This is a genomic window from Microbulbifer variabilis ATCC 700307, assembly GCF_000380565.1.
Lineage (GTDB): Bacteria > Pseudomonadota > Gammaproteobacteria > Pseudomonadales > Cellvibrionaceae > Microbulbifer > Microbulbifer variabilis.
This window is the reverse complement of record NZ_AQYJ01000026.1, coordinates 52472-78020: the sequence shown is the minus strand read 5'-3', so window position 1 is coordinate 78020 and position 25549 is coordinate 52472. Positions and strand designations below refer to the sequence as shown.

At 49.7% G+C, this 25549-nt stretch carries 6 protein-coding genes; 5 read left to right on the top strand and 1 reads right to left on the bottom strand.

The genetic code is table 11. The features are described 5' to 3' along the window. The first annotated feature begins 76 nt into the window (after positions 1 to 76). From G367_RS23675 to G367_RS0111045, 4 genes are all read left to right on the top strand, one after another. A complete protein-coding gene (locus tag G367_RS23675) occupies positions 77 to 13273 on the top strand; it encodes an isopeptide-forming domain-containing fimbrial protein (RefSeq protein WP_020413195.1) in 13197 nt (4398 codons plus the stop codon). Then, complete coding sequence (locus tag G367_RS0111055; RefSeq protein ID WP_020413194.1) at positions 13273 to 18483, top strand: OmpA family protein; 5211 nt, start codon at positions 13273 to 13275, stop codon at positions 18481 to 18483. Before G367_RS23675 ends, G367_RS0111055 begins: the two co-directional genes overlap by 1 nt. Positions 18484 to 19300: 817 nt before the next feature. Further along, on the top strand, positions 19301 to 19669 hold the full coding sequence (locus G367_RS0111050; protein WP_157533477.1) for a hypothetical protein: 369 nt from the start codon (positions 19301 to 19303) through the stop codon (positions 19667 to 19669). A 767-nt stretch (positions 19670 to 20436) separates the two neighbouring features. Further along, positions 20437 to 21825, top strand: a complete 1389-nt coding sequence (locus G367_RS0111045; protein WP_020413192.1) for an MFS transporter — start codon at positions 20437 to 20439, stop codon at positions 21823 to 21825. A gap of 329 nt (positions 21826 to 22154) precedes the next feature. Here G367_RS0111045 and acnB read toward each other — a convergent pair whose 3' ends face one another. After that, positions 22155 to 24770 (bottom strand): bifunctional aconitate hydratase 2/2-methylisocitrate dehydratase, encoded by a 2616-nt coding sequence (gene acnB, locus G367_RS0111040; RefSeq protein WP_026305073.1) that lies wholly within the window; start codon positions 24768 to 24770, stop codon positions 22155 to 22157. Positions 24771 to 25080: 310 nt separating this feature from the next. Between acnB and G367_RS0111035 the strand changes: the two genes are divergently transcribed. Beyond that, complete coding sequence (locus tag G367_RS0111035; RefSeq protein ID WP_020413190.1) at positions 25081 to 25536, top strand: DUF1289 domain-containing protein; 456 nt, start codon at positions 25081 to 25083, stop codon at positions 25534 to 25536. The last annotated feature ends 13 nt before the right edge of the window (positions 25537 to 25549 follow it).

Sequence of the window (25549 nt, the reverse complement as noted above, 5' to 3'; positions counted from 1 at the left end):
TGTCTGTTCGGCGGCAGTGTTCTTGGGCATTGTCAAGGGTTTTGAAATAGAAAAGTGGCGGCTATAAGTGACGATGATGTCAGAAGTAATTGGGCGGAAATTTTGGAAGAACTCGCTTACTGGTCTGATTTTGATCAGTGCCTACTTTCTATTTGCAGCGAGTAATGCCCTAGCTACAGAAGAGTGCCCCGTACCTTTCATATCAGAGGTTGTAGCAATTGCAAGCGATAGCCACTGTGAATTGTGTGGTACAGGAACAGTCCGTGTGCGCTTACGTAACCCAACGGATGAGCCACTGCGCAACCTCTCTTTAGATCTAAATCTGAACAACCCCCGACTTGAGTATGCGGGAGGTTTGCGAGTTACAGGACAACCAGATACAGACTTTGTTTCTTCTGCTCCAGCTGATGGTGATGATAACCCTTCATTTACATTCAAGGACTTACCGGGATCAGTGGAAGATCCAATTTTTAGGCCACAGATATGTAGTGATAACGATGTGTTTGACAATGACTGTGAATTTGTAGAGCTGGAATTTAATGTACGTAGTCGTCCTGGTGAGGAGGAAAATTTAGCAGAGCTGAATTTGCCACTGGGTATTACAGCCACCGCACGTTACTCGGCTTGTGGCAGTGCCACAATTCAGCAGCAAAGCGATAGCCAAACTCTCACTATTGAACAGCCAACGCCATCTCTATCAAAGTCGGTAAGGAGTTTCGATACTAACTCGGGGGCTTTGATACCGACATTTGGTGATTCCACAGCGTATGGTCACGAACATGATGGCGTTGTCTGGGAAGTCACAGTGAACAGCGGCTCTCGAGAGCTGGAGGCTGTAAAATTTGAAGATTTGTTAGCACCTTTAAATGGAGCCTCTGACCTGGAGTGGGCGTGTTTCTCAAGAGTCGATGCAATTAGCTCCGTAGTTGATGGTTCGCCGCAAGGTAGTTGCCAGCGAATAGATGATGTTGGTAACCAATTGGTAGGGATTGATGCGGCAGGGTTGAAATTTAACTTACCTACCATTAATGGAACAGTTTCGATATTTTTTTCGGGGGAGATAGATGGATCGTGCAATAGTCAGCGTCAAACTAACGTAGTTAGAAGCCTTGAATGGGGATGTGATGTTCCGGTAGGTGATCCGAAAGGCGGCATTACCCATGCCTGGGGACAGGCGCCACCGGCCTCTCAATCTGCCTATCTATTCAGCAACCAAAGTCCAACGGACTTGGATATTACTACAACTATTCGTAATGCCCAGGGAACTAGTGGCAGGGCAGGGTCACGCGGTACGATTACTATCCGGGTAGATAATAATACTGGTCATACGGTGAGCGGAATTCGGTTATTGAATACCCTTCCAGCTGAATATGTTATGGACCCGACATATTCTCCACGAGTGAATCGCCGTAATGGTGGAGGGGGTAACGATTATCCGGGGCGTATTGACTCTGGAGAGGACGGCGTAAATTGGGATAATCCAGTCACCTTGATTCCCGATCAATCAAATCTTGGTGATACAAATCTTAAAGCTCCGAAGTTTTCCTTGAAGGGGGATGGTCAAGCAAATGGTGATGGTGCGCAAGTAGATATCCTGCGTCACGGTGATTGGGTTGAAGTTACTTTTGGAATTATTCTAATTGACCCTGAAGCCTTTGATCTAGAAACAAATCTCGATGAAGGGCCAAGTGAGCCAGATACTAATTATAGAAAAACACTTCAACATAAAGTGGATGTTGAGTTCGATAATTTCTGTAATATTAATAACGCAATTGTAACTGAAACTACTAACTTTGATGCCTGGCCAGAAGACCTGGATGTTAATATACCTGCGGCACTACATATAGTGCGTGATAATGGCACTACTGATCTGACTTTTGAAATCACAAATGAGGGGGGAGATAGAGCAGACCACTACTATGCCTATGTGTCTTTTGGTGCGACCATGAATGTTGTAGGCGTGCCGAATGGTTGTAGCAGTACTGCAGTTGCTAATCCCCCACTTCATCCAAGCACTACCCATCCATCAGGTGCTAACCCTGGAATACCTATCTGGAAGCTGCCGCCGCCTGATAATAACATCCCACCAATCCCCGCTGATGCAAGTGTCTATCTCTGTTCAATTGATAATGGGCTGGGTACTCTGAGAGCCCAAAGCGGCAGTACTGGGGATATTACTTTTATTGTAGAGAAAAATACCAGCAGTACAGGTTTGGAGGCTGATGATCTAACATTTCGTGTGGATTTGATTGGGGAGATAACCCTCGACGATGAAAGGCCATTAATCTACCCAACACCCGAAGCAGTTAATCCTGGAACCGACCCGGTAAAACAGCAGGCAAATAACTATTCTTTGGATGCTATGCGTGGCAAGGTGTTAGGCTTCAACCTGTTGAAACGGCATGTGCCGGGGAGTTGTAACGAGTTGCCTAATAGGCCTTCGATTGAGTCCGAGATTTTGATTGGTGAGGAGTGCGACTTCGAAGTGTATGCCGGTGGCTGGTTTGGGTTTGAAACACCAGGTTATAACCTAATCGCAGTTGGTGGAATTGAAATAGCTGATGAGACTCCTGGTGGTCTTAATGGGCGAGATGGTCATCAGGGATATATAAATCATCAGCAACTCTCTTCCTGTGCCGATGCAACTTTCCCAGATCCAACCAGGACAGATTGTAGTGACACTATTACAAGCTTTACCAGTACTCCAGGAACCTTACTCTCTGATTCCGGCTTAAAGTGGAATGTTAGTGATGGTAGTTCTTACGCCGTCGACAAGCGGGGACAATGGTTTCTTGCCAATATGACAACTCGGCTACTAAATAAAGATGAGGACGCAGTTTCCGGGCCGACTATTCATGGTGATACAAGTACCGATTATGGTCGCGCACGTTTTACTGCATATTTTAAGAGCGGTACGGGTACCTCAACTACAGAACAGATTACGATTGATAATTCTAGCTGCTCGAAGAATGCCAGCTGTAATACTGAATATCCAGGTTATCCTCAATGGCAGGATTGGACCGCAGAACTTACGGTAACGGAGCCTAACCTAAATATTTCCAAAAAAGTTTGTAATTTTAGTCAAGTCAATGGAAATATTAATAACTGTAGCTGGGAAGACACCGTATCTGGTAGCAAATTCGACGACTTCGTTTATCGAATTACTGTCGAAAATAATCAAGCCGCTGGTCCCGGTGCAGCGCCAGCCTACGATGTTGTAATTACTGATGAGCTAGCAAGCGCTCAAATGTGTGTATGGCCACTTGCAACCGATGGCCTGCAGAATACACCGGAAGGTGATTTTGGTCTTGTCGGCACAGGTGTTGGTCGTAATGATTATAGCTATGACCCCAATGATCCTGAGGCATCTCCACACTGTTTAGAAAATGGCACTCGTGCATACCTTACGTTTTCTTATGATCATTCAGTAGCATTAGAACAGGTCAACGAATCGGATAGCATTGATTTTTATTACCGTGTTAGCCCTCATCGAACCGTTGTACCGAATCAGTCCTTTAAGAATACTGCAAGTATATTCCGCTATGACAGTCTAAAAGGACTGGCGGGTTCTCAAAGTAATCCAACCATTGGAAACACCAATCATCCAGATACAAATGGGCAGGTTCCGGTTCGGCCCGCCTCTCCGGCGTTAGGTGGTGCCCGGATTTATTGCATTGATGGTAGTGGGTACTGTGGTTCTGATGATGCCACCATGACCATCATTGATGTAAAAACAGAACCTAAAGAGGTTATTGAGCTATCACTTGGAGACCCTAGAAATAATGATGTAGTTGTTGGTGAGGAGATACGATATCGGCTAACCGGTAAGGTGCCTGCGTCCCGGTTAATTGACTTTACTTTTCGTGATGATCTTCCGGATGGATTGAGTTGTATTGAAGCAGATGCGCTGGATTTGAGGTCCATTCCAGATACTAACTGGTTTACTGGCGGTGATCCGACTGTACCTCAAGTCAATTGTACCGATGACTATGTAGAGTGGCGCTATGGTAACCAGCATCTGTTATCTTTTGATCGAACTACATATCCTGATGGATTAGTGCCTGTTGAATTAACTTTTATTGCTCGAGTGGAAAACAATGCCTTTACGCCTCACGCAACTACTTTGGTAAACCCCAAGGTAACCGGCGTGGCGCAAATGACTTATAGACCCGCATTTGGGGCCGATCCAGTCGCGACAAATTTTGATCCTCATACAATTAATGTACAGGGTCCAAATATTCAATTGACGAAGTCATTCGCTGTACCCAATAGCGATGCAGATGACATTCTTACCGTTACTGTAACGGCAGAAAATACTGGTACTGCGGCAGCTTACAATCTACATGTGCTCGACGATCTCACAGGCACCAAGCTGGTTTACCTGGGCAATATCGGTGGTACTGATCCGCCTCAGGTTGTCGATGTCACTACTATCGGAGCCAATGCGCCCATCTTCAGCTGGAATCGCAGCAATACGGATTACACCATTGCTGTAGGCGAGACTAAAACCTTTACATTTGATGTCCGGGTAGAGCAGGGCGTTGAGCCCCATGAAATCCTGGATAACACCATCCAATCCCGCTGGCAGTCCCTGCCGGGCAATGATATTGCTTTAAACAGCAGTAATTCTATCGGCACCGATGGTGCAGACGATGGTATGCGTATTGGTGTGTTACCCAATACCGGCGATCCGATTAACGATTACGAAACTACAGCTAGTGCCCAGACAGAGGTGCCAGCGTTACAGTTGGTTAAAACCGATCTTGAGCCCACTGTAGTTCCTACTATAGGTGCGCATAAAAAATTCCAATTGGAAATCCGCCTGCCGGAGGGTATCAGCCGGGATGTGGTGATTACCGACCAGCTCGGCAGCCCGGAAGGCTATGTACTGAGCCACAATGCAGATTTCGATATTACCTATGATTTTGTAGGTATTGAAACCATTAATGGTGCGGCCCCGTCTGAGGGGGTATTCAACAGTTTCCCTACTGATAATACTTCCGGTAACGCTGTATGGAATATTGGTACAGTCGATACTGCCAGTGAAAATGATACTGCCGGCAGTACTCTGGACCCCTTAGTAAGAATTACTTATTTCGCTCGCGTGGAGAATGACCTTGCGACCAATAATGGTGACACGCGTCAGAACAGTGCGGCGTTGACATATAGTAACGGTGAGAGTGGGGCGACAGAAAACTTAAATGACAATACCGCCGCAGTTACGGTGGTAGAACCCCTACTTACTATCAATAAAGCGGTCAGCAATGCGACTAACCCCGGCAATTTACCGGTGGGTGGCGATGTACTGGAGTATGTGATTACCGTTGCCCATGATCCCGCATCTACTGCTGCGGCATTTGATTTGAATTTAGTGGATTCACTGCCATCGGAGTTGCAGTTTGATAGCAGCTTTACCCCAACTGCATTAATTAATGGTGGTGTAGTTACTGGTTTTGTTGCAACACCTGCGGCAGCACCCACTGGCCCTCTGGTTTGGGGGCGTGATAATGGCGATAACACTCTGGACCTGCAGCTTGGTGAAACTTTAGTTATTACCTATCGAACCCAGGTAACAGGAGTATTTGGTTCGCCGATTAGCAACAGCGTAATGCTTGACTGGACGTCCCTCGACGACAGCAGCATTAACCAGCTGGCTTACGAGCGTGATGGTGACGGCTGCCCGGCAGTATCCGCACCAGACGATTACTGTGAGGGTCCGGCTGAAGCCAGTATCGATACTGTGGACAACACCGGTATTGTGAAAACGGTTGTTGCAGATTCTGATACCGCTTCTGTAGTAGGCACGCTGAGGGTTGGCGATACGGTTACCTATCAACTGGCCCTGAACCTGCAAGCGGGTACGACACCGGCAGTGACTATTAATGATGCACTGCCGAGCGGATTGGAATTTAATTCCATTGTCAGTGTGAATGGTGATACTGCTGCGCCCTACGACGACAACCTGAATGATTTTGTTTATTCAGCCATTGCTGTGCCCGCAGCAGGGGACACAGGTACGGTCACCTGGAACCTGGGAGATATCCTCAGCAACTTCGGCAATACCAATAAATTTGTTATCGAGTACACCGCCAAAGTAGTGGCGGGTTCGGGTATTGCAGCGCCGACTGCGACCCTGACCAATACAGCCGTGCTTAATTACACCGGCGCTGTCAGTACCTTGCAAGATAGTGCCGACATTACGATATTGCAGCCGGTGATCGACAGCCTGACAAAAACGGACGCTACCTGGCCAAGCTCCCATATGAATGTGGACCCGGCCAACGATGTGATGCAGTTTACTCTGCACGCCTGTAACTCCGGTTTGGCGCCAGCCTACGATCTGTCTTTGACTGATGACCTGGCTACTCAGATGGACCAGGCCTCCATCGCAAATCTGCAGGTCACTTTGGATGGCACACTCCTCACACAGGGCACCGAGTACACCTACACAGCGCCAGGTAATCGTGGCGACGATATGCAGTTCACTTTCCTGGTGCCTGTCGAAGCGGGAGCCTGCCTGGATATCAATTACGAAATTGGCTTTTATACTGATATTGGCGGTGGCGAAAACTGGGTAAATACCTTCACGGTCAATGAATTCTGGTCACTGCCGGCAAAAAGCGGAGAGCAATACGCTCCTGTTCCACTGGGTACACCCTATCCGATGGGAACTGTCGCCACCACAGTCACTGCGCCGCAAAAAACTCTGCAGAGTGCTGCTACGGCAGCGGTGGGCGAGGAAGTGGTTTACCGTATACAGGTTCCAGGTAGTGCAACCACATCGGCCATCTATGATGTGGTAATTACCGATGTACTGGACCCGAGCCTGGAGCTGATCCAGCTGCAGGAAATTAATGGCCGTGCATTTACCGATAACACCACTAACAACAATATTGCCCTGACCCTGGATATTATTCCGGCTGGTGCTGTCGCTATTTTCGAGTTGCGTGCCCGGGTTGCAAACAATGCAACGGCACAGGCGGGTCATAATTTCAATAATGAAGCCAGCTATTCCTATGCCGCTACAAGCGGTGGTGTGATTCAAGCCGGTGGCACGGGTACTGCACCGACCTTAACTATCGTGGAGCCGGATTTGTCTGCGACAAATTCTGTGGCTAACCAGACTAACCCTGGTAACGACCCGGATGCTGGCGATATCCTGCGTTTCACATTGGATCTCACCGCCGCAGGTAATCCGGAAAACGCCGCTGCTTACGATTTGTTGGTCAGGGAGCAGTTGTCCCTTGGCCTGGCATTTGTTCCGGGCAGTGTGATCTTTGCCGGTGTCGCCCAGGCTGATCCTACTGTGAGTGGGGATGGTATTAATGCTGCGCAGTTACTGGAGTGGAATCGCGTAAACAGCGACCTGGATATCGCTGCTGGCACTAACAGCCTACTGGTATTTGATGTGCTGGTGCTGGATGAAGTGCTGGCTGAAGCCTCGCTGTCTGCCTCTGCCCGTATTGAGTGGACCAGCCTGGATGAGGATAACAGTAGCCCCTACGAGCGAAACGGTGCCGATGGTATTGGTGGCTTGAATGATTATGTGTTGGAAAATATTGCCGCTCAGCTAACCGCTGCCAATGACAGCACAATCAGTAAAACCCGCGTTGACGACAGTTACGGTAGTGCAGATGCACAGCTGCGTGTCGGTGACTTGGTGGAATACGAGCTGCGTTTGTCCCTGCCAGAGGGCACCGCTCCCAATACCTTAATTGTCGATACCCTGCCACAGGGGATGGTGTTTGTAGGTACCCAATCAATTAATGGCGTTACCACTGCACCCTTCGCATCGGCGGCACCCTTTGCTCATAACGATATTGCCGAACCTGTGCAGGCCGGTGATCCCGCTACCGGCCCGACAACACTGAGCTGGAATATTGCACAGCTGATCAACAGTGGTGATAACAATCTCACTAACGATGAATTTATACTTCGCTATCAGGCAAGGGTTCTGAATAAGGACGTACACCCCTGGCCGGCCAGTAATACAGCGCTAACCAATAATGTGGAATTCACTTTCGATGCCGCCGCCGGTGCCGAGCTGCGAAATGATAGTGATACCCTGGACCTGTTACAGCCGGATCTCATTGCGGCAATCAGCGCTACCCCTGCTGGCGGCACTACCTTGTCTGCCGGTGATATTGTCGATTACACCATAACGATTACCAATAACGGATCAGCGCCGGCCTACGATCCGGTCTTCCGCGACATGATCCCCATTGGCCTGCGCCAGGGCGGTGTCAATGTGCAGTCCATTACTGTGAATGGCGCTGCAGCAACTATTGTTGCCCCGACTTTTGACAACGCCACTGGTGCGGCAGTTTGGGATTTCTCTGCGGGCACAGTTTATGCCATTAATCCTGGCCAGGCTTTGGAGATGGTGTATCGCGTTCAGGCAGATGCCAATCTGGGGGCAGGTCTCAATCTGCAAAATGCCGCTTATGTCGAGCTGTATTACTCATTGGATGACGATAATTTGCCATCCCTGGGTGCGACCGCGGTTACCACAGATATGCGTGAGGACTACGGTCCTACAGCACCAGTCAGTGTGCAGTTCAATACGCCCAATGCAGCGCCGTTGCTGATTGAAAATACCCAGCCGGCATCTTCGATTGGCGAACCGTTTAATTACCGCATCACTATTCCGGAAACCGTGCAGCCCACAGCCCTGCACGATGTCAGTGTGCTGATGGACCTGAGTACTTCTGCAGCCGACCTGGAATTTGTCGGCGCGGCAAAAGTATCGGGCAGCAACGTATTCACTCCAGAAAATAGTGGATCAGGCACTGCGCTGGTCATTGCCGATGCCACTAGCGGCATTGATGTACCGGCGGGTGAACAGGTGGTTATTGATGTGACTCTGCGCCTGCGCGACAGCAATCCACCCAATGTGGATGGGTTGGCATTTAATAATAGCGCCAGCTACAGCTATAACTACGACAATGACAATGCGGCCGCGGGGCAGGGTGCCGGTGCCGGAAACACGACCCTTGATATGCAGGTAGTGGAGCCAACGGCCATCACTCTGACTAAAACCGGCCCTGCCAGTGTGCAGTCTGGATTGCCAGGTACCTTCACCCTCGACCTTCACAATGTTGGCACTGGCCCCGCATGGGATATTACAGTGACCGATATTCTGCCGGATAAAGATCCCGGTGGTATGTGTGAAACTCCTCCGAATAATTTTGCTGCGCAAATTATTGATGGTGCAGGCACTGCGGTTGCCACTCTGGTAGCAGGAACTGACTTTAATACGGTTTTTGATGAAGCCAGCTGCACTCTGACGATCACCTCCATGGGTGCGGCGGCTATGCTGGCTGCGGACCACCACCTGTTGTTGAGTTACGATGCCACCCTGGACGTGGATACCATCGATGGCGATACACTGACCAATATTGCCGGTGTGGAACTCTGGCACAGTTGGGATAGTGGCTTACCGGAAGCTCGCCAGTACACACGCCCGGCGCCCACTGATGGCACGCCAGGCGTACTCGATCACGAAGATGCCTATACCGTAAGCGCCTCTGTGCCCAAGGTAACTTTCTACAAAACCGTTGAGAATGTTACCCGTGCAGAAAATCCGGCAACTTTGGCCACTCCGGCAGATGTACTGCGCTATACACTCACGCTTACCAACCTGAGTGGTGCAGATGTTAGTGGTATTGAAATTACTGATGATCTGGGTCGCCTGAACAGCCTGCCATTGTTCCAGTCGGGTTCACTACAACTGGTGACAGCGCCGATGGGTAGCGATAGCAGTAACTCTGATGCGTCTGCTGGCACACACGGCAGCGGCTTTTTACAGGTGAAAAACCTGGATTTGGCGGCCACAGGAAATACTGGTGATTCTGTTCAGCTGGTATACGAGGTCACTTTGGCAGCTGTGATCGACAGCGGTACGCCGGTGTTGAACCAGGCTCAGGTGCAATTGCCTGGTCAGCTGCTGAAAAACAGTGATGATCCCAATATCAACGGTACTGACGACCCTGACGTTGCGGATGATGAAGATCCTACCCAGATATTAATTGAGTCCGAGCCACTGCTGGTGATTCACAAAACCTCAGCAGATATCACCGGTGACCCGGATTTACTGATGGTGGCGGATACCCTGCGCTATACCATTCGCGTGGAAAATGCCGGTAACGAAAATATCGTTAATGCGATGTTGCGCGACCAGATCCCGGCGAATACCACCTATGTAGCTGGCTCTACGACCTTGAACGGTTCAGCGCTTTCAGATGTGAGTGGTGCTTCGCCTCTTGAAGCTGGTATGAGTATTCATACACCTGGCCAGGCCGATGGCTTTATTGGTGCAACTGCAACTGCAACTGGCGCCGTGGCTTCTGTAATCACCTTTGATGTCACCATTAATGATGTCAATGACGGTACCATAATTTCCAACCAAGGCTTTGTTAATGGCGAAGGTGCAGGCAGTGGACCCTTCGATGAAGCGCCATCGGATGACCCTGCTACAGATGCTCCCAACGACCCGACTATAGATATTGTTGGCGATGTTCCCCTTTTAATCGCTCATAAAACGGTGGCAATTGCCGTGGACAATATCTCTATGGGGATTGTCGATCCCGGTGATGTACTGCGTTACACCATTGCAATATCCAATATGGGGGGCGTTGATGCACTGCAGGTGGCACTCACTGACCAAGTGCCCGCAAATACCACTTATGTTGCCGGCAGCACCACCTTAAATGGTATGGCTGTCGCTGATAACGCCGGTGGTATGTCGCTTTTAAATACTGAATTGCCGGTAGCTTCGGATGACCTAACGCCACCCTTGCCGGGTGCCAATGAGGGTGTGATTACTTCTGCACAAACTGCCACCGTAACTTTTGATGTGATGGTGAATGTGGATGCTGCCAGGGGTACTGTGATCAGCAATCAGGGCAGCGTTACCGCAGAGGAGCTGCCACTGGTACTCACTGACGCGGATGGCAATCCGGCCAATGGTGCACAGCCGACACTTGTGGTTGTGGGCGATGCGCAGCTGTTGTCGATTGTAAAAGAAGTTGCTGTTGTCGGTGGCGGCGCAGCAGAAGCTGGTGTGGTGCTTGAATACCTGGTGACCATCGAAAATATCAGTGGTGTACCGGCGACCATGGTGAGTATTACTGATGATCTTATGGTTGCTGGCGATGGTGTCCTTACCTATGTTACAGACTCCGCCATGCTTAATGGTCAGGTAGATGGAGTCAGCATAGCCGGTACCGTAATTACTGCAGATTACTCCGCTATTTATGGAGATTTGTTACCGGGTGAAAGTGCTGTATTGCGTTTCCAGGCCAAGCTCTCCGATAACCTGGAAATTGGTTATACGGTGTTGAACACCGCGGAAGTGCATTGGAATGACCCACCTTCAACCAACCAGGCCAGCGTTGCTCTTGATGTTGGTGGCACACCGGGAATCGCCAATCTGGCAGGCTACTTGTGGCACGATGTGAACTTCAATAACCAAGTCGATATGGATGAACGGTTATTGTTGAACTGGGCCGTAGATCTCTACTTCAATGACGCATTGTTGGAAACCATTCAGACCGATGAAAATGGCTACTTCCAATTTCAGGGGCTAGTACCTAATAGCTATGGTGGACTCAGTTATGAGATGCGTTACACCGCTCCAGATGCCGGCGAAAAAACAGCATCCCTGGGTAATCCGGTTTCTGATTTTACCAATGGTCCTCAGCGTATCAGCGAGATCTTTGTGGAGTCGGGAGCCAATCCGCAAGACCTGAACCTGCCGCTCACGCCTAATGGAGTGATTTATAACTCTATTCTGCGTGCTCCTATCACCGGAGCTACGTTGACTATGCTGCGCGCCAGCTCTGGTCAGGAGCTGCCGGATCGTTGCTTCGATGATAAAAAGCAGCAGGGGCAAGTAACCCGTGCAGGTGGTTATTACAAATTCGATATTAATTTCGATGACGCCGCTTGCCCGGCCAATGCGGATTACCTGATTAAAGTGGAGATTGCCGATGAGGATTATGTCGGTAGTGAATCCCTGGTAATTCCTGCACAGACCAATGAGGAAACTGCGGGCTTCGATGTGGGTGCGTGCCTCGGCAGCAATGCCGATATGATTCCTGGCACGGCTCAGCATTGTGAAGTACAGCTATCTCCAGCGCTCCCACCGTTGGATATAGAAGCACGCGATACAGCTACCGACTATTACCTGCGCCTGACACTGGACGATGATCAGGTTCCAGGAGACAGCCAGCTGTTCAATAACCATATCGCCATGGACCCGCACCTGGAAGGTGCACTTTCCATTACCAAAACTGCGGCGATGTTGAATGTAACCCGAAGCCAGCTGGTGCCTTACACCATTACCTTTGGCAATACCTTGCCTATACCGCTTTCGGATTTGCAGCTGGTGGACTTCTTCCCCGCAGGCTTTAAATACGTAGCTGGTTCGGCGCGCATGGATGGCGAACCAGTGGAGCCGGTGATGAATGGGCTACAGCTGATCTGGTCCGATCTGCGTGTGGAAGCCGAGCAAACACGTGAACTGAAACTATTGCTGGTAGTCGGCTCCGGTGTAGGCGAGGGTAAGTATGTCAACCGCGCGCGTATGTTTAACCAGCTCTCCGGCCAGGTTGCGTCCGGTGAAGCCTCAGCCACGGTGCGCGTGGTGCCGGACCCCACTTTCGATTGCACTGATGTCATCGGCAAAGTCTTCGATGATAAAAATATGAACGGCTACCAGGATGCCGGTGAGGGTGGCCTTCCTGGAGCAAGGGTAGTTACTGCAACCGGCTTAAATGCCACAGCTGATGCTCACGGGCGATTCCATATCACCTGTGCAGTAGTACCAAATGCTGATCGCGGTTCCAATTTTGTGCTCAAGCTCGACGACCGCAGCTTGCCTAGCGGATATCGTCTCACTACTGAAAACCCGCGGGTGATGCGTGCAACTCGAGGCAAGATGGTGAAGTTTAACTTCGGTGCCAGCTTGCATCGGGTAGTACGCCTGGATATGGCCGAGGCGGTATTTGAGCCGGGCTCTACTGAGTTGCGTCCCCAGTGGCAGTCTCGTATTGAGCTGTTGTTGGAAAAACTCAGTGAAGCTCCATCAGTATTGCGCCTGTCCTACCTTGCGGAAAATGAAGATCCGGATCTGGTGGAAGAGCGTTTGCAAACGATCAAGGCAGAGATTGCCGATGAGTGGGCGCGTAGTAATGGCGACTACGACTTGAATATTGAGACTGAAGTGTTCTGGCGGCGTGGAGCGCCGCCCAGTAAGGGAGGATTGGAGTAATGTCCTCGGTCAAGCGCAGCAATATGGGTCGGTTACGCAGCTCTGGTAGCTCAATGGAAACAATGACCAGGACTTTCCGTCGTCGCGAACACTGTCTTGCCACAGCGATTGCCCTGGCTTTAACTCTTCCCGTGCAAGGTCAAGAGAAAGCTGCAGCGCAGGACACTCAGTACCAGGAAGCAAGCTGGTGGCAGGTATGGCAGAAAATTCCCGGCTTGGCTTCGGAAGTGGAAGGGCCCGAAGTTGAGTTTGAGGAAACGTCTATCGGTAGTAATACCGAAGGTATGTTGCTGCGTGCACCTACTAATCAATGGCTGCAGGATGCCACCACTTTTATTCCACCGCTTGACCCGATTATTGTAGAAGACTTTATTGAACCAATATCGTTTTACACAGTGGATGACGAGGTTCCGGCAGAAACTGTGGAGTTATTGCGGGCAAAATTAAACGAACTGGGAGAGACGCCGAACTTCAAATTGTACTTTATCGGCCATACTGATTCTGATCCCATGCAAAAAGAACTGGTGGCAGATTTCGAGAGTAAGGAAGATTTTACCCTGGCTCGTGCTCAATTTGTTGCAGATTTCTTCCAGCAAGCGCTGGAATTACCGGAAGAAATGATAGTGGTGGAAGGTCGCGGTGATGTAGAGCCGATTGCCGATAATATCACCACCGCGGGGCGGGAATTAAATCGTCGTATTCAGGTACAGGTGACTTATGACGCACTAGACGAGGAAGCCATGGCTGCACGTGCCCGAGCAGAAGCTTTGGCATTGAATCGAGTAAAAGTGTGCCGCCAGGAAACAGTGTGTAGACTTAATTACACTGCGGGTAGTGAGCAACGTGCACGCTTGAAAAACCTGGTTATTCCCCTGCGCCTTGAGCCGGGACAAACAGACTTGCCTGAAGCATTTATTCGGCGTTTAGGCGAGGTGCGGTCAAATCTCGCAGATAAAAATAATCTGGTAATGCACTTTGTTGGGCACACCGATGCACTGCCGCTGGATGTGAATCAAAGTTCCGAAGATCAACAGGTAGCTTACCTGGAAAAATCCCACGGTGAAGCTCGCCGTGTTGCCCTCGCCGTGCGCGATGCACTGGCCTTGCCAGATGCGATGATTACTAGCAGTGGCAAAGGAGCCAGCCAGCCCATTGCCGCAAATGACACACCTAAAGGTCGTGCCCTTAACCGGCGGGTGGAAGTGGAATTTTGGTATGACGACCCGTTGGAAGTTACAGCGGATGGCGTGCAGGCCTGCCCGGAAGCTGCAGCCGCAGAAACTATTACTATTGCCTATGAATCCCTTCGCGGTGCGGTAGCACCGATTCGTTTTGACAATGGCGACCCCATCATTACCCAGTCGCAACTGATGCAAATGCGCAGTGCCATGTCAGAAATTTCCAGCAAGGCCAATGTGCGCTTAAGTTTTATTGGCTATAGCGAAAACAAGCGTATGGATCGCCGTGAGGCCATGGTCTATGGGGATGATATTGGCTTATCTGGCGCCCGTGCCCAACGCGCAATGGAACAGGTAAAAGAACTGCTTGGCCTCGAAGATGCACAGGTGGAGTTTGAAGGGCGTGGTTATGTGCAGTCAGACGATGTGGTGACCAACGGCTTTATCCAGGAGGAAGGAGCGCGTGTTGAAGTGCAGGTGCTCTACGATGAGCTGGCGATACTGGCAGAAAGTGATCGCTTAGAAATCGAGCGCATTAACCGTGAGGCTATCGCCAATAATCCTTACTCATTGAATTTGATGCGTATTACCGTGGATGGCAGCCCGGAATACGATCCTTATAAAAACTCCGCTGACCTGCAGCGCTGTACGGACGTGGCTCTGGATAGTGCCAATATCCAATTCCGTTTCGATAACAAAAAAATGCAACCACGGCTAAATGTCACTGCGTGGCCCAATACCATTCGCTATGCGGATAATCCAGTTACTGACCTTAGCGAGAATCGTGTAGTTTTTCGCAGTTACACCAATTACCCATCTTTTGTTGATCGGGCCGAAGTACGGCTGTTTGAAGAGGAACAATCCCTGCGCGATACTCCCATTGCGATTGTTCCGTTAGACCAGTATGGAAAAGGGAACTGGCAGGCAGAATTTACTGAATTCCAGGCACCACTGAAAAAGCTCCACTATGTGCTGCGGGTTTATGACAAAAAAGGCCGCTTCGATGAAACCGCTGAGCAAACTTTGTGGCTGGTAGGTAGTATCGAAGAGTCTGATGAAGAGGTGGATATAGCCCAGGAGCTACTGGTGGGCTATGGTGAGAACCGCCTCGCACGGAGAAATATTCCCCTGGACGGCAATAGTGTGCTTGTCAACGGCGCTCAGGTGCCGCCGGGCCATACTGTATGGCTGGCGGGCAATCCGGTACCGGTAAATGATCAAGGTCAATTCGTTGCTGAACAGATTTTTGACCCTGGTATGCACACTGTAGAAGTGGCAATCCTGGATGAAGAGGGCAATGGTGAACTGTTCCTGCGTGATCTGGAATTTGCTAAAAATGACTGGTTTACCGTAGGGATAGCCGACCTAACTGTCGGTTACGATAAAACCAATGGCCCCGCGGCCCTGGTGACGGGCGATGAAACCCACTACGACAACTCTGTAAGCTACGATGGTCGTCTGGCGTTTTATACCAGCGGCGGTTTTGGAGAGGGTTGGCGTTTGGCTGCCAGTGCGGATACGGAAGAGGGGCCTGTCGATGATTTGTTTTCCAATTTTATGGAAAAGTCACCGGATGCACTTTTTCGTCGGCTCGATAGTGATCTTTACTATCCCACCTTCGGTGATGATTCTACGGTAGTTGAAGATGCGCCCACTTCCGGCAAGTTTTATGTGAAGTTATCCAAATACGATGACTACGGCCTGTGGGGTAATTTCAAGGCGACCTATTCTGACAACGAACTGGCGCAAATAGACCGGGCACTTTACGGGGCCAATGGCCACTTTGAAAGTGATGCCATGACCAGCTTCGGGGAAAAGCGATTCCAGGTAGATGCCTTTGGAGCGGAACCCGGCACTATTGCCGGTCGCGATGAATATCGTGGTACCGGCGGCTCACTATATTCCCTTCGTCACCAGGATATTCTCAGTGGCTCTGAGCGTCTGCGTATAGAAGTGCGGGATAAGGATTCCGGCCTGGTTTTAGGAGTAAAAAATCTCTCTCCGGTGATCGATTACGATATCGACTATATCCAGGGGCGTATCTTACTCAATAAGCCCCTTTCCGCCTTGGCCAATGATAATTTATTGATTCAGGATGGTTCCTATAACGGGAACCCCCAGTACCTGGTAGCCCGCTACGAATATACCCCCGGCTTTGAGGAGATGGACACTCTGGCATTTGGTGGCCGCGCCCACTATTGGTTTGGGGATTACGTAAAGCTGGGTATCAGTGGTACTCAGCAGGACGAGGATGATAATGAAACGGCCCTCCAGGGCTTTGATCTCACCCTGCGGAAAAGTGCCGGTAGTTGGTTAAAGGTTGAAGTCGCAGATAGCGAAGGCGGTAACCTGGATAGCTTTAGCTCTCTGGATGGCGGTTTTACTTTTGATGATGGGCAAAACCTGGACCCGGAAGCTACAGCAGGCGCAACCAAGGTTGAGGGTAGCCTGCAGATCGGGGATTTTTTTGAAAGCCTACGCGGTTCCGGGAATTTCTATCATCAGGAGCGGGAAGCAGGTTTCTCCGGTCCCGGTCAATTTGTACAGGGTGATACCACCCAGTATGGAGCCGGTATTAATCTACCCCTTGGGGAGAGCTTTGATGTGGGCCTCAAAGCGGATAGCAAGGAAGAGGAGTTTGGGCTGCATACCAGTGCTACAGACCTGATGCTCGGCTATCGCCTTAACGATCACTGGCGGCTCAGCTCCGGAGTGAGGACGGACAGCCGTGAAGATTTCTCTGAAGTTGTTGCAGCCACCCAAACCCAGGGTGACCGCACCGATATGGCAGTGGAGGCCAGTTACGATTCCGGTGAAAACTGGAGTGCTTATGGTTTTGTACAGAACACTATGGAGGTCACCGGTACTCGAGAGGAAAATAACCGTGTTGGCCTGGGAGGCGCCTATAGAGTGAGCGATCGACTCACAATGGATAGTGAACTGTCCAGCGGCGATACCGGTATGGCAGCACGTTTGGGCACAGATCTCCTGGTTAGCGACAGAACCAGTGTTTATCTCAATTACACCCTGGATAATGAGCGCAGTGATACTGGCGTGCGTGCGCGCAAGGGGAATATGAGTACCGGTTTCCGCAGCCGCTACTCCGATACTTTGAGTATGTACGGCGAGGAGCGTTACAGCCACGGCGATGTTTCCGCCGGCCTGACACACGCCTTGGGTATGGATCTGGCACCTAACGACCGCTGGACCTACGGCACCACGGTAGAGGCGGGCACATTGGAAGATCCGCGTACTGGTGCCAAAACCGAGCGCAATGCCCTGGGCTTTAATATGGGCTATAGCCTGGACACTATTCGCCTGGCAACTGCGCTTGAGTACCGTACCGATATTATGGAAACGGCATTAGATGAAGAAACCGTAACGGAATCTGAGCGGGACACCTGGCTGCTAAAAAATACCCTGAGTTATCAGCTCAACCCGGATTGGCGTTTGGTGGGTAAGTTAAACTATTCCGACAGCAAAAGTTCCCAGGGAGAGTTTTATGATGGCAAATTTACCGAAGCCGTAATGGGCTATGCTTATCGCCCGGTAAATCACGACCGTCTGAATACGTTATTGAAATACACTTATTTTTATAATGTACCGACTCAAGACCAGGTTACGGTGGAAAATACCTCAGCTGAATTTATACAGAAGAGCCATATTTTCTCTGTGGATACCAGCTATGATCTTACCCGCCGCTGGACTCTGGGAGCCAAATATGCCTATCGCCTTGGGCAATTAAGCCTCGATAGAGAAGACCCTGAGTTCTTCGACAGCCGTGCCAGCCTCTATGTTCTACGAGCAGACTGGCACTTCGTAAAGCGCTGGGATCTGTTGATCGAGGGCCGCCTGCTTGACCTTCCAGACGCCCAAGATAGCAAGAGTGGTGCTCTGATTGGCCTATATCGCCATATCGGTGATCACCTCAAGCTGGGGGTGGGCTACAACTTTACAGATTTCTCTGATGATCTCACTCAGCTGGATTACGACAGCCAGGGGATGTTTGTGAATATTATTGGGAAGTTGTAAAGAATGGGCGTATTGACAGAGTGCCAGATTCTCAACGAGGTTAGTTCGCCAGTAAGATGCTAGAAAAGCCCGCATTTACGGGCCCACTTATTTAATTTCACTTGATTTTTAATGGCTCCACCCACTTATTAAATACTCCTAAAAAGTAGCAGGGTCTGTTAGTTTCTTCGTTAGAGGAGTTTGGAGAGCAATTTGTTATCGACTGGATGTCACTACATATTTCCCAACTCTTACTTTAAATAAAATAGGTTCGCCTATAATTGTGTTGATTGGTGAGAACTCATTGATATTTAAATCGTAAAAGTCATAAGAGGGTCAACTAGCAAGTACGCAATGCAATTCCCTCTATACCCTAATTTAATTTTTACTACACTACATAATTTGCGGTTAGTGGTTATCCTCAAAACTCCTGTCAAGCTACTACATAGTAGTGTCTGATAAGCTTTACTGCGCACTATAAGCACCACCAGTGTTACTGAATTGAAAATTAATCTCCGGTAGGGACCATTGTGCGCTACGATTTAGAGATCACCATCTAAATAGCGCACACGAAATACTTTCAAGAAAGTGGTTGGTTTACTTTTCTCGATAATCTGCAATAGCTCTCTTTTTAGTGTATTGGCTCTAATAACCAATCGACCATCTCTTATAGATCTAAAGTGTCAAACTTGATGTTTTATTTTATGGGTCGCACCCAAAAACTGATTTGTTATTTGGCGACAGTATCAAGTAGATAGGGCAAATCTTTCAATCCCTTTAACGACGAATTTGACTATAGCTCGAAGTAGATATAAATAGTAATTTAAAGAAATATATTGTGAATCCTGGAAAGCTTGCCATGCTGGGACTTATTTTTGCTACTGGAAATGCTTACTCTGGCACTGAATGTACTGGTAAAGTAACTTCAGTAGAAGTTGCTGCAAACGGAAATGTTAATGCTGGTATAAAAGATAGCGGAAATGGCACAAATTTTCATAGTGTCGCACTTTGCAGAGTCACAGAAGATATAGAGGGTGGATTCAAGCAAGAATCGTGTAAGGTTACTTTTTCTCTTCTAACCACAGCTCATGCAACTGGTAAGAGTGGGACTTTATGGTTTGACGAAGAAAAGTTCTCTTCCTGCTCACAGTCATGGGGTGAGATTTGGTCTCAAGGATTATACCATGTTCGCCTTAAAGAAAACTAAAGAGGGGCAAATATTATTTTTATAGCAAAGCAGAGAAGTTCGATGCTTTGAAATCTGCTCTTGCTGTTTCTTCGAGTGCCTGGGGAGCCTCGTGATTTCTATTGCTGGATAGAAGCTGACGTGGGCTCTCAGGTCCCGGCCAAATTGCTTTTGGCCTTAATTGTGGAAGTGATCGGTACTCATGTGAAAACTGCCAGGTTGCTGTGGATGACGTATAAAGGGTGATCGACAGAACCAGTGGTTACCTCAATTACACCCTGGACAATGAACACAGTGATACTGTCGAGCGTGCATGCAAGGGGGATCAGTCATATTTTCTGCAACCGTTATTCCGACATTTTAAGTGTGAACGGCGAGTAGCATTACAGTCATAGCGATTTTAACTTCGATGTGTCACGTCGAAATTTATGAATAGTTAATGCATTTATTTGGTTTTATATTAGGCCGCTAGGTTTTCCTGATTTCAATCTGTTGGTGTGTTGTTCTTGTGAACTTCTCTTTTATCTCCAGTAATGCGCTGTGGGGTCTTGTCGTTCTTTTATGTGAAGTTTTAAAACGGTAGTGGCTTTCATTTATAGCGCTAAGTTGATTTTTATATCTTGTCTGCGGGGAGTTGTTTGCATAGTTTATGTGTTTGTTTAATTTCCATTGGCGAGATATCGTGTTATTGGTATCTGTACATAAAAGTTAAAGCAATTATTTTTAACTGGGAGGAAAGGGTGGTGTAAAATGTTTAAGATATATTGAATGGTTTCTAGAGCAAAGTGATGGGGCGTTATAATAGTCCGTTGTCACGGCAGCACTATTGGGGGCTGTCGGTACTTTTTCTGGCCGTTGTCCTTGTGGCGGGTGATTTCACTGCGTTCTCTCCAGCACTCCCGGCTATTGCTCATAGCTTTTCTAGTGATATTGCGACAATCCATTGGGTAGTTAATGCCTACTCTTTGATTTATGGCGTAATAATAGTGGCGAGTGGCCGTTTTGCAGATATTTATGGCCGCCGGCGTATTTTTTTTGTGGGAGTTTTCATTTTTGCTATTTCTTCTCTGGCAGGTGGCTTGGCGGAGAAGCTTTGGGTGTTGTTTCTCTGTCGTGCCCTGATGGGACTTGCAGGAGCCCTGATATGGTCCGCAGTTCTCGGGATGGCGTACAATCTTTTGCCGCAGGAGCGGGCGAGTTTTGCCGGGGGGTTTATCCTGGCTGCACTTGGCCTGGCTACTGCTTGTGGCCCTGTGTTGGGTGGTTTTTTCACGGAGTACTTAAGTTGGCGCTGGATTCTATTTATTAATGTACCTATCGCATTGCTAGTCTTTCTTCTTGGGTGGAATAAGTACCCAGTGGATACGTTTGGCAAGGTTAATAATCATATCGACTACTTAAGTATGTTGGCACTTTCCATTTCACTGTTTTGCTTTCTGCTGGCAATGGATGTACTGGCGCAATACAGTATTAAAAACTTTCTGGTTTTACTTTTGCTGTCGGCTTTCATATTGTTATTTTTGGCTTTTGTTTATACAGAGAAAAGGGCAAAAACTAATGCTCTTGTGCCGTTGGGTTTAATTGAAAATGCCAGCTTTTTATCCGCCGGATTTAGCGTAATGCTAGTGGCGGCAGCTTTCTTTGCAACGCTTGTTTATATTCCGTTACTTTTTATTAGTGTGCATCATTACAGTGCTCTTCAGGCAGGGGTTGCGCTATTGCCAATGATGGTAACTTCGGGAGTTTTTGCTTTTATTTCTGGATTCCTGCATGAAAAGTTGGGGGCAAGGCTGTTGATATGCGTTGGAGCTTTAGGCATGAGTATCGGCCTTTTCTGGCTGTCAACGCTCAAAGGGGAGATGAGTTACTTTCAGTTTGTGCCCGCGTTACTTTTGATCGGCACAAGTTTGGGAATCTATAGCCCTGCGGTAGTAACTGCTGCTGTTACCGTTGTCGATCCAGCAGAATCCAGTCTTGCGGGTGCTGTAATTTATATGTTTAGGTTTCTTGGTGGTGCAATTGCTCTTGGTATCAATGCCACTATTCTTGCCGTTGCTCATGACCTTGAAACCGGTATTTATAGGGCCTTTTTTGTAGATGGAATTGTTACTTTTATCGGTTTCCTTATCCCATTGGTTTTCTATAAGAATCAACTTATAAAAATTTTCAGGGAATAGTCGTTTAAGATAATGGCGAAAGGAGAATTCACCATCTCACAGGCCCGCCCTTTTCTTGATTTTCTCACTGAAAGGTAGATGTTTCATTCAATATATAGCTGTTACTTGTTTTTGAGTATTGCTGAATATTGAGGTGGACCTCTGTAGCCGAGGTGACCTGCCAGTTATTGGAAGCGGAGAGATAGCCTGTGGCAGGGCGTAGTGGGAATAAGCAGTGGCTGCCTGAATAGCACCCTCTCATTGTTGGCTACTGATTGTTAGTACTGTAGGCACAAACAAAAAAGCCCCGCCAAAAATGACAGGGCTTTTCCATAAGGCAGAGCTACTGCTTAAACAGCAACGTCCTGGATCTCAGTAGCGGCAATGCGCTTGCCTTCTTCGGCAGACTTCTGGAAGTCTTCAATCTGGTCGAAGTTCAGGTAGCGGTAGATTTCGCCGGACATGGAATCCAGATTCTTCGCGTATTCCTGATACTCAGCCGGAGTCGGCAGTTTACCCAGAATGGCGCCCACAGAAGCCAGCTCGGCGGAGGTCAGGTATACGTTAGCACCGTCACCCAGGCGGTTGGGGAAGTTGCGGGTGGAGGTGGACAGCACTGTGCTGCCAGGGGCCACACGTGCCTGGTTACCCATGCACAGGGAACACCCGGGCATTTCGGTGCGGGCACCGGATGCACCATAGATGTTGTAGTAACCCTCTTCCATCAGCTGGTGCTCGTCCATTTTGGTGGGCGGAGCGATCCACATACGGGTGGAAATGCCACCTTTGTGTTCCTGCAGCAGCTTACCGGCAGCGCGGAAGTGGCCGATGTTGGTCATACAGGAGCCGATAAAGACTTCATCTACTTTGTCACCGGCAACGTCGGACAGCAGGCGAGCGTCGTCTGGGTCGTTCGGGGCGCAAACGATCGGCTCTTTGATTTCGGCCAGATCGATTTCGATGACTTCCAGGTACTCCGCGTCGGCGTCCGCTTCCATCAGTTTCGGGTTGGCGAGCCACTCTTCCATGGCGCGCGCACGGCGCTCCAGGGTGCGCTTGGAGCCGTAACCTTCAGCGATCATCCAGCGCAACAGAGTGATATTGGAGCGCAGGTACTCAGACATGGTCTCTTCAGACAGCTTGATGGTGCAGCCAGCTGCGGAGCGCTCGGCGGAGGCATCAGACAGTTCGAAAGCCTGCTCTACCGTCAGGTTTTCCAAGCCTTCGATCTCGAGGATGCGGCCGGAGAAGATATTCTTCTTACCTTTCTTCTCTACGGTCAGCAGGCCCTGCTTGATGGCGTACAGAGGAATGGCGTGTACCAGGTCACGCAGGGTAATGCCAGGTTGCATTTCGCCCTTGAAGCGCACGAGTACGGACTCGGGCATATCCAGTGGCATAACACCGGTTGCGGCAGCGAAAGCTACCAGACCGGAACCTGCCGGGAAGGAGATACCCATGGGGAATCGGGTGTGGGAGTCACCGCCGGTACCTACGGTGTCCGGCAGCAGCATGCGGTTCAGCCAGCTGTGGATGATGCCGTCAGCCGGGCGCAGGGAAACACCACCGCGGTTCATGATGAAGTCCGGCAGGGTGTGCTGGGTGTCGATATCGACGGGCTTGGGGTAGGCCGCAGTGTGACAGAAGGACTGCATCACCAGGTCGGCGGAGAAGCCGAGGCAGGCCAGGTCTTTGAGTTCATCACGGGTCATGGGGCCAGTGGTGTCCTGGGAGCCCACAGTGGTCATTTTCGGCTCGCAGTAGGTGCCCGGACGGATACCTTCAACGCCACAGGCTTTACCAACCATCTTCTGTGCCAGAGTGTAACCCTTGCCGGTGTCGGCGGGCTGTTCTGGCTTGCGGAACAGCTCGGAAGGCGCCAGGCCCAGGGCTTCACGGGCTTTGCCGGTCAGGCCGCGACCGATAATCAGGTTGATACGGCCACCAGCCTGAACTTCGTCCAGCAGTACATCGGACTTCAGCTGGAATTCAGACAGTACTTTGCCGTCTTCCGCCAGGATCTTGCCGTCGTATGGGCGGATCTCGATAACGTCGCCCATGCCCAGTTCGTCAACGGGAGCTTCGAATACCAGCGCGCCGGCATCTTCCATGGTGTTGTAGAAGATCGGGGCAACTTTACCGCCGATACAAATACCGCCACCTTTCTTGTTGGGTACGCCCGGCATTTCTTCACCGAAGTACCAGAGAACGGAGTTGGTGGCGGACTTACGGGAAGAGCCGGTACCCACTACGTCGCCAACGAAAGCAACGGGCAGGCCCTTGGCTTTAACTTCTTCAATTTGCTTCAGCGGGCCGGTAACACCAGCTTCTTCCGGCTCCAGGCCATCGCGCTTCATTTTGTACATGGCCAGCGCGTGTAGGGGGATGTCTGGACGGGACCAGGCATCGGGTGCCGGGGACAGATCATCGGTGTTGGTTTCGCCGGTTACCTTGAATACAGCAACTTTGATGCTCTCAGGCACTTTGTTGCGTTTGGTGAACCACTCGGCATCGGCCCAGGACTGCAGTACTGCTTTGGCGTGTTCGTTGCCGGCTTTGGCTTTTTCTTCCACGTCGTGGAAGGCGTCGAACATCAGCAGGGTGCCTTTCAGCTGCTCTGCAGCCAGCTCAGCCAGCTCTTTGTCGTCGAGCATTTCAACCAAGGTGTGGATGTTATAGCCGCCCAGCATCTGGCCCAGCAGCTCTACAGCCTGCTTGCGATCAATCAGTGGGGTTTCCGCTTCACCCTTAATGATGGCGGACAGGAAACCGGCTTTAACATAAGCTGCTTCGTCAACACCTGGCGGTACGCGGTGAGTGAGCAGCTCAACTAATTCTTGTTCTTCGCCTTTTGGCGGATTTTTCAGCAACTCAACCAGGCCAGCTACTTGCTCGGCGTCGAGCGGCTTCGGTGGAATGCCCTGTTCGGCGCGTTCTGCGACGTGTTTACGATAGGCTTCAAGCACGGATAAGTCCCTCTCGGTGTGTGGGGTGGCACCATCAGCGGGTGTAATTCCCAGTCTATGCATCACAGGCTGCTGGGATTTTTTTTTCGAGGCCGCTGAAGGCGGGTGGCGAATACTACAGGAAAGCCTTACTGCTGTTAAGTTTATCGAAAAATCAATAATTTAAGTGAATTACGACTATTAATGGAGTGAATTTTAGTAGGTATGGTAGTAATCGCCTTAACACTTTTCTTGCCGGTCGAAACAAAATAGTCTACGCGCAATATTGATCCAGGCCATGGGGGCCTGGATGGCTGCAACTGGTTAATCGATGTACAAAAAAGTCCGCACACCCTGCATTGGGGTTTGCTCAACGGGAATAGGCGACGATGTTTGCCGAGGCTGTAAGCGATTTGCCCACGAAGTGATCGACTGGAATGCCTATACCGAGGAACAGCGCCGTATTATTGCTGAGCGGCGTGAGGGCTATTTGGTGAATGCGGTGCGCAGCCAGTTAGAGATTGTTGATGAAAAGCGCTTTGTGGCGCAGCTGTATCATCAACAAATCCGATTTGATGACAGCCAGAGCCCTTATTGCTGGGTGTTCGAATTGTTGCGTGCGGGCGCCAGCCAAATTAATGATTTACGAGAATACGGCCTGAGCCCAACGCCCCAGGCACGTGGCGTGCCCCTGGTAGAGGTACGCCAGCATATTGATGAGGATTTTTACGCTTTATCAGTTGCCTACTACCAGCGTTTTGTTGCTCCCGGCGTTATCAAGGGCTGATATTGCGTGGTGG